Source organism: Shewanella sp. 10B (genome assembly GCF_023475885.1).
GTDB classification, from domain to species: domain Bacteria; phylum Pseudomonadota; class Gammaproteobacteria; order Enterobacterales; family Shewanellaceae; genus Shewanella; species Shewanella mangrovisoli.
Genome location: NZ_JAMDJO010000002.1, coordinates 1,080,818 through 1,089,182, shown reverse-complemented (window position 1 = coordinate 1,089,182; position 8,365 = coordinate 1,080,818). Strand labels below are relative to the sequence as shown.

6 protein-coding genes are annotated in these 8,365 nt (G+C 48.8%); 1 reads left to right on the top strand and 5 read right to left on the bottom strand.

From position 1 onward, the window contains the following. The 5 genes from M0415_RS12295 to hemC form a co-directional block, all read right to left on the bottom strand. The coding region (locus tag M0415_RS12295; protein ID WP_249560480.1) for a retention module-containing protein at positions 1 to 1,222 on the bottom strand (1,222 nt) is incomplete at its 3' end. Positions 1,223 to 1,610: 388 nt separating this feature from the next. Next, entirely contained in the window at positions 1,611 to 2,777 is a 1,167-nt protein-coding gene (locus M0415_RS12290; RefSeq protein ID WP_249553301.1) for a heme biosynthesis HemY N-terminal domain-containing protein, read from the bottom strand. After that, positions 2,774 to 4,003 carry a uroporphyrinogen-III C-methyltransferase gene (locus M0415_RS12285; RefSeq protein WP_249553303.1) on the bottom strand — a complete coding sequence of 410 codons (1,230 nt, stop codon included), beginning with the start codon at positions 4,001 to 4,003 and terminating at the stop codon, positions 2,774 to 2,776. Before M0415_RS12285 ends, M0415_RS12290 begins: the two co-directional genes overlap by 4 nt. A 60-nt stretch (positions 4,004 to 4,063) precedes the next feature. Beyond that, positions 4,064 to 4,804, bottom strand: a complete 741-nt coding sequence (locus tag M0415_RS12280; protein ID WP_249553305.1) for a uroporphyrinogen-III synthase — start codon at positions 4,802 to 4,804, stop codon at positions 4,064 to 4,066. Positions 4,805 to 4,808: 4 nt separating this feature from the next. After that, positions 4,809 to 5,741 (bottom strand): hydroxymethylbilane synthase, encoded by a 933-nt coding sequence (gene hemC, locus M0415_RS12275; RefSeq protein WP_088211942.1) that lies wholly within the window; start codon positions 5,739 to 5,741, stop codon positions 4,809 to 4,811. Positions 5,742 to 5,943: 202 nt separating this feature from the next. Here hemC and M0415_RS12270 point away from each other — a divergent pair, with 202 nt between their 5' ends. Then, complete coding sequence (locus M0415_RS12270) at positions 5,944 to 8,358, top strand: class I adenylate cyclase (RefSeq protein ID WP_249553307.1); 2,415 nt, start codon at positions 5,944 to 5,946, stop codon at positions 8,356 to 8,358. Positions 8,359 to 8,365 lie beyond the last annotated feature (7 nt).

Here is an 8,365-nt window from a genome sequence, read left to right as displayed (position 1 = left end):
TGGTACCCGCGGCAAAAGTGCTGCCTGATACTGTAAAACTAACAACACTTAAGATTGAATCTACATCGGTGTCGTTGTCGAGTACATTGCCTGTTGCTACCGTATCTTCATTGACGGTATTAGTATCGTTTGCTAGTACCGATGGGTCATCAACAGGGGTGACGTTAATGGTTAATGTTGCAGTTGAACCTGTATTAGTGGTGTAGGAGATAACAGGAACCTGGCCGTTCCAATCTGCATTTGGAGTAAAGCTGTAAGAGCCATCGGCATTGAGTACTAAGCTGCCATCGTCTAGAGCGACAGTGGTACCCGCGGCAAAAGTGCTGCCTGATACAGTAAAGCTAACAACACTTAAGGTTGAATCTACATCGGTGTCGTTGTCGAGCACATTGCCTGTAGCAATCGTATCTTCATCGACAGTATTGGTATCGTTTGCTAATACCGATGGGTCATCAACAGGAGTGACGCTAATGGTTAATGTTGCAGTTGAACCTGTATTAGTAGTGTAAGTGATGACAGGTACTTGGCCGTTCCAGTTTTCATTTGGTGTGAAGGTGTAAGAGCCATCGGCATTGAGTACAAAGCTGCCGCCTTCAAGGGTAACAATCGTGCCTGCGGCGAAGTCGGTACCATTAATATTAAAACCCGCCACACTTAATACTGTATCTGCATCTACATCATTCGTGAGCACATTGCCTGAAGCAACTGTATCTTCATCAACGGTAATACTGTCGTTTGCTAATACAGAAGGGGAGTCGGTTGCTATGGTTTGGTCAGGAGCCGCAGTCGTCGTTGCTGTCAGTGTTTGTGAAGAGGTTGAGTAACCTGATGTGGCTAAGGCTTCAGTGCCATCACGGGCAAGGGTGACATAACCTGAGTTACCGTCACTGCCAGCTGGAGCATTACCTGCGGCGGTTTCTGGTAGATTTTGAGTTGGGTCTTCACCAGAGGCGATCAGATCTTGTAGTGCTTGGATTTCGTCTTGGGTCGCTTGATCGCCAGCGTTGGGAGTGGCAGCAATACTCGGTGCAACTTCGTTAGACAGCTTAGTACCATCATCGAAGGTGATTTCGTAGGTTGCATTTTCACCGATATGGAGAACAGCACCTTTTGGGAGTTGTTCGCCGTCCTTAGCGGGTTGATTTGAACCATTAACCTCGACTTCGATTTGCCCTTTTACCAGTTTGAGCAAACCTTTCTTTGTTGTAATGATCGATCCCATAATAAGCTCCCAACAGCTAACTGTGTTAATCCAAAGATGCACAGATCCAACAAATGTGATGGATTGTGATACAAGTGGTGAAATTTTAGCTTGGCATTGAGCGCAAGTCAATTTTTTGACACAGGCTTATCGCTTGCTATAACTGGGTTTGGCGGGGAGTGATGCGGAAAATTGGCGCTTTAAGGCTGGATAACTAGATGTTGTATCTTAACGTGAAAATCAAACTGCATTTAGTGTCTTTGATTTCTATATAGAAACATATTTATAACAAATTATTCTGGTAATAGAGATTAATATTTTATGAATTGTATATGTTCGGGGATGAGATGGAGCGTCAGAAGGGAATTGCCGCAATTCACTCTATTGAATTGCGGCATAGAAAAAGACGCTAGAGGTTTACCGCTTGGCGATAGCTTTGATTAGCGTTGCCCTGTTCGCCTAATTGCTCTTGAATACGGGCGAGCGCTAGCCAAGAGTCTTTACTCGGAGCAAGACGACACACATTCTGCCAGCAGGTTTTCGCTTCTTTCATGTCGCGGGTTTGTTGATACAGCAGCGCTAAGCATTTTTGGTAATCAGCATTATTCTCATGGGTGATTTCATGCTTGAGTAATTGTTTGCGGATCTCTTCGTCATGAGCGGTGACTATCTGTGGTATCACTTCTAACAGTGCCGACTCTGGCGAACTACGCAGCTTTTTCGAGAGTAATTTAAGCGCTTGGTCTTTGCGATTGAAGCGGCATAAGCCCATGGCGTAAATCGCTAAAAACTCAGACTGGTTACGTTCATCGCGTGAAAGCCATTGCCAACATTGCTCTAGGGCGTCTTCCCCTTTAAGACTCGCTGCTTTTAATAGGGCGCAATGGGTTTCAACGCTTAGTGCAGTTAACTTTGTATCATCTAGAATTTGGCGTTTCTTCAAGATTGGCAGCAATAACTTAAGCGCTTCCCAATCTTGTTGCGCCCGGTACAACTCTAGGGCGAGTTTCAGTACAGGGGCTTTGCTCTTGCTGGTCGGCGCTAACTTATCGAGTTCCGCTCTGGCTAAGGCTAATTCCCCTTGCTTGAGCAAGTAACGGGTACGAGTGGTTGCCACCGCATTGGCCGTCATAGGTTGGGCTTCTGCGCGGGCAAGATATTGATCTCGCTCGGCGATTTTATTTTGATGTTGCGCGGCTCGTGCTGCGGCTAACAAATTTAATGCGGGCAGTTCACCGTTGTCGGCCCCTTTAATCATGGCGCGTTCTGCCGCTGGCCAATCTTCTTCGGCAATGGCGAGTGCGCCGATTAAGGTGTTTTTCTTGGCAGAGCGGCGACGCCAATGCTGCGGGATAAAACGGCTGCGAAGCAGCAGATTAATCACAGTGATCACTAGCCATTCCAGTACTTGGAATAGGGCGTAGAACACGATTAACATGATGATCCCAAAGACTAAACTGGTCTCAAGCTGATAATCGCCAGCGGCAATATACACATAGCCAGTATTGCCGACAATCCAAGGGCTGATGCACAGGCCTATTAATATGATCCCAAGAAATATCAATGCCTTAATCATAGCTGTGGTTCCTCTGAAGAGGTGAGTTCACCATAGCTGGTTAACTGTAATAACAGTGGTTTAGCGGCAAAGGATTTCAGCGTGATCGGGTCAAGTTCCAATGTCGCCAGTTTGTCGATTTCGGCAATGGCTTCAGTGGTTGGGTGTGCTTGAACATCAAAATAGGTTTGGATCCACTGGCGTGCCATCATCAGTGATTGATGATAAGCCGCTCTATCATAGCGATAGAGTGCCAGTTGCGCTTGCAGCAGTTTATGGCGCACATTCTCAACCAGATACCATTGTTGCTCCGGCGCGAGCAGGGCTGGCGCATCGGCGGTTCTGTGGCGAATGGTAATAAAATCTTGGGTCAACGCCTTCCAAGTTTTACTTAGATTGCTTTGCCAATCATTCAGATCGCCAGAAATGGCGGTATCTTCTGGGGCGCTTGCGTCAGCATCGGCACGGTTTAGCGGTAATTTGTCGAGTTGATCGATTAAGGCATCGATTGCTAACACACTGCCTTCAATATCCGCACTCTTAATATTGGCGGTCGCGGCGATATCCTTTGCCAGCGCCTTACGGATTGGCAGTAAGGCTGGGTTGTTCATCGCGGCAATGGTTTCATCGGCGGACTTTAATAAGTCGGTCGCCGTGCGTGGATCTTTTTCGAGCCAAAGCTTACGCCCCGCCATGTTCACCAAATATTCGGCTTCCGAGGCCATCCAGTGAGTTGGGCTGCGCTGGGCCAGTTTATTTAATCTGTCCTGCAACTGACTCTGGTCTGTAGCGAGTTTAGCTAGCTCTTGGAAGGTTTTGGCATCGGACAGTTGTTGTTGCTCAAGCTGTGCAATGCGTTGATTCGGGGCGAGTAAAGCCTGCTGCAGCTGATCTTGTAGGGCTAGATTTTTCGTCTCTTGCAGTTGAAGCTGTTGCTGCATTTGTTGATACAGCAAATAGCCGCCACCTATGGTGCAAACGGTTAAGCCTAAGGCCAGTAACACACCGAAACGAATCGCCCAAGAGCTGCGATTCACTTGCACCATTTGGCGAGCCGCTTGAGTCGATTCGGGTTTGCTTGCTTGCGGCTTAGTGTCGGCAGGTTTAACTGCTTTATCTTCGAGCTGATTGATCTGGGGTTCAGAAGCTTGGGTCTGTGATGTAGCGTCATCGGCATTGCCCGATGGAGCGAGAACTGGGGTAGCCTGTGACTCTGGGCTTTGGGCGTCGTGCTTGTTGTTATCCATTTAACAGTCCTTAAAATCATGCTACTGCCGAAATTCGAGTAAAATCGGGCTAAATAGCGCTTAGAGTTTAAGGGCGTTTAGCACGGCTTTGCTGTTGGCGGCATTGGCATTGGTGACTTGGGTTATACCAAAGGCATGAGCTTGAGCTTCTACTCGGTTACTGGGGACTATGATATGACATGAGCGCAGCCATGCAAATAACTCTTTTGGCACTAGATTAATCAGATTATCCAGCACTTCACCACTCGTCACGACGATAGTATCTATCCCTAAGTCACGCCAGTGTTGGCTAACCGCAGCGCCATCGAGCGGCGGGCAAGCGCGTTGATAGACTTCCCAATAGCGCACCTTCGCGCCTCTGGCTCTTAGTTGCTCGGCGAGGGCTTCACGACCACCGACACCACGAATGATAGTGATATGTTTGCCTTGGATATGTTGCAGTGCAGGCAATGTCAGCAAGCCTTCTGTTTGCTGGCAATCATCTGGTGCTTCGAGAGCCTCAATTCCCTTCTCTTGCAGCGCTTCCCAAGTTGCATGACCCACGGCGAAATAAGGCACGCTTGGCCAGTCTGTAACTTGGGCTGTATCGACTTTAAACGCAGTATCAGCAAAGCTCACCGCATTGGCGCTGATACAGATAACCATATCGACATGGGTTAGGGGATGCGAAGTGTCAGGCGGCAGAGGAGGTGTGGCCTCAACACAAAGGAGTGGGGTAACGCAGTGGTCGATACCTTTTTCAGTTAAGGCATCGACCATGGACTGATTGCGCCCCTCGGGGCGCGTCAGTAAGACTTTCATCGTCTTAGGCTTTTGCGTAAACAGCGTCGAGGATGCTTTTAGCGCCTTTGCTCAGCAGTTCTTCTGCAAGGGCGACACCGAGTTGCGTCGCTTCGGTCTTTGGACCTGTGATCACGCCTTCGATGATTTCGCTACCATCGGGATTACCCACGAGGCCGCGCAGTGTCATCTCATCACCGTGGATTTCGGCAAAAGCACCAATAGGTACTTGGCAGCCACCTTCGAGGCGAGTATTCATGGCGCGCTCGGCGATCACGCGGTAGCGAGTCTCTAAGTGTTCTAAAGGTGCTAAGAGTGCTTTTACGCGTGCATCGTTAGTGCGGCACTCGATACCGACAGCGCCTTGACCGTTGGCGGGTAAGGATTCTTCGGCAGAGATAAAGCTGGCAATACGCTCTGATAACTTCAGGCGAATTAAACCTGCCGCAGCAAGGATAATCGCATCGTATTCGCCGTTATCGAGTTTCGCGAGGCGAGTCCCCACGTTACCGCGCAGATCTTTGATAATCAGGTCTGGGCGTGATGCGCGCAGTTGGCACTGACGACGTAGGCTTGAGGTGCCGACTGTGGCGCCAAGTGGCAGCTCACTGATTGACTTATACAGGTTAGACACAAAGGCGTCGCGAGGATCTTCACGTTCACAAATCACTTCCAGCCCTAAGCCTTCGGGGAAATCCACTGGCACATCTTTCATTGAGTGCACTGCGATATCGGCTTGGTCTTCTAGCATGGCGACTTCGAGTTCTTTCACGAACAGGCCTTTACCGCCAACCTTAGCTAATGGGGTGTCTAAGATAACATCGCCCTTAGTGCTCATTGGCAATAGCTCCACCACGATACCTGGGTGAACGCGTTCTAATTCTGCTTTAACAAATTCAGCTTGCCACATGGCCAGCGGACTCTTGCGGGTAGCGATACGTATGCGGTTTTCAGACATGCCTAGTTTCCATCCGAGATCTTAGTTGCGCCAATGCTAACATTGGCTATTCGTGAATGTAAGGAAGCCGTATCGATTCTTTGAAGTCGGCGGTGTTCTAAATAGCTAAAAAGTGTGATGGAGTTATCATTTAGTTGCTCAGCTTTGCAAAAGTGTTAACATGAGCACACTTCTTACTCGTGCTTGAGCGTCGTTTTCTTGGATGGATCAACAAGGTCAATTTCCTGATATCGCAGAAAGACTTAATCAAGTTCGTATCGCACGAGCTTTAGCCTTGTTGTCGCCGCTGCAAAAGCATTTGTTCCGTTTAATCCCCTTTCTTATTCAGCAGAATAGCGTTCAGTATCCTGGCTTTGTTGACCCCAATACCCCAAGTGGCATTCAAGGCTATAGCCCTGACTCATTTGAGGCGCAGGCCTGCGATGTGTTTAAGCTCCCCTTTAGCGCCAGCGAGGCTGAAAATCCGGCTTTTGAAGGGGTATATGCCATGGGCAGTACGGCCAGTTTTGGTCAGAATGCCAAGAGCGATGTGGATGTATGGTTAGTGCACCATGCACAGCTGTGTGATGATGACTTAGCCTCTATTAAATTAAAAACCGAGCGCTTAACCGCTTGGTTTGCCGAATATCAATTTGAGGTGAACTTTTACTTGGTTCACCCGCAACAATTTTGTGGCGATATGTCGCAGCGTTCGGGTTGCCAATCGTCGATGGCCCATGAACACAGCGGCAGTACGCAACACTGGTTATTGCTTGAGGAGTTTTACCGTAGCCAAATTCGGTTAGCGGGTAAAACCATCGCATGGTGGCCCGATGCCAAGCTCAATCCTGAGCTGTTGTACCTAGGTAATGTGCACGAGCTGCCGGCGAGTGAGTACTTTGGGGCGTCGCTGTGGCAGCTCTATAAAGGCCTCAATAAACCCCATAAGGCCTTGATAAAAGTACTGCTACTGGAAGCCTATGCGAGTGAATATCCCCATTCGCAGTTGTTGTGTGACAGGTTGTGGCAAAAGGCCTTAGCGGGCGATTTCTCCACCTCTAACGATGCTTATTACGCGATTTATGAAGTCATCGAAGCTTACCTGTTAAAGCAGAATGATAATCGTCGACTCGAGATTGTACGCCGTTGTTTTTATCTCAAATGTGGCGTGTATTTGAGTGTGGCGGATCAAGGCAAAGACTGGCGCTACGCCAAAATGCAAAAACTAGTGCAAGAATGGCAGTGGCCCGACAGCTTGATTTCGACCTTAGATGACTGTGAGCATTGGCATAGCGGACAATTGAACTGGTTTAACGAGCAGCTCAACGAGTTGCTGCTGGCGAGTTACCAGACGCTGCTGCGCTTCGCTTCGACCCATGAGTTGAACGAGGGGCTCAGGATTGAAGAGTTGGGGATGCTCACCCGCAAGCTGCACACTTACTTCAGCCAAGATGAAGACCAAATCGCTAAGTTAAACCTGCTTTGGAGCCGCTCGGTCGCCGAATCAGAAGTGACCATGGTGTCTAGCACCAAGGAAAACCAATATTACCTCTATCGCCAGGGGCCAAAGCCGCAAAATCTATTGGGTGAATCGGCGATCTGCAAGGGGAAAACCCCCTCGGCATTGATGATCTGGGCCTGTTTGAATGGCGTGTCGACGCCAGAAACTAAATGGTATGAGTTTGGCCAGAGTAAGGTTAAGTCTCGACGGCTAACCGAGGCATCAAGGCGACTACTTAATTTTATCGACCATGACTGGCGAGTATCGAAACTCGACCTATGCCAGCCCTGGCATTTTAGAAAGCTTATTTTTGTGCTTAATCTCGACTGCGACCCTACCGTCCATTGGCACGGGCAGGAGATGATGGTCGATGTGATGAATGCCAACGTGTTTTCATTGGGCCGTAAGAAAGAAAATATGCTCGGCGCCCTCGATGCCATCTGTCTCAATAGTTGGGGAGAGTGGCAATGCCATCGTTTTGAGGGTGAAACCGCGGTGTTGCAAGCGCTATCGTTTGTCACCCCAGGATTAAGGCGAGCGACCCATCCAGTGGATATGGATGTGATTAGCTGCTCGCAAAAACTCAGGCCTCAGCTTAAGTTAGCGGTGAAAAACCTGCTGAAACAAACCGTGCGCCTCTGCCAACAGGTGCAACAATCGAGCACCTTAGTGCAGCCGCTGCAAATCAGTCATACCCGTTATGGGATCTTCTTTAATCCCTTGGGGATGGCGTATCAGGACTTGAGCGATGCCAAATCCTTTTATCAGCAGCTGTCACGCAGTCATCTAGTGCAATTGCCTCGGCCAGAGTTGGGCGACGATCCCTTTTCGAGTATGCCGAAAATTATTCAGAACTTTGCGGCTAAGGGAGCGATTCAATATTTCTTACGGCAGCGGCCCGAAAGCTTGGACGTGTTTATTCTCGATGAAGATAATCAGCTTAGCCATTATGTGCAGCCGGGCTCGAATATGGTGGAGTTGGTCAACAAAGTGAGTCATCACTATGTGTTTGATGAATATTATGCCGCGAAGGCGAGGTTTAATATTCCGCAGTTTTTCCATCTAGTACGGGTAGCGGGCGAGTTGACTGTTATGCCCTTTGGGGTCGATATCAATAACGCCAATGTGGAGTTTTAAGCGGGAG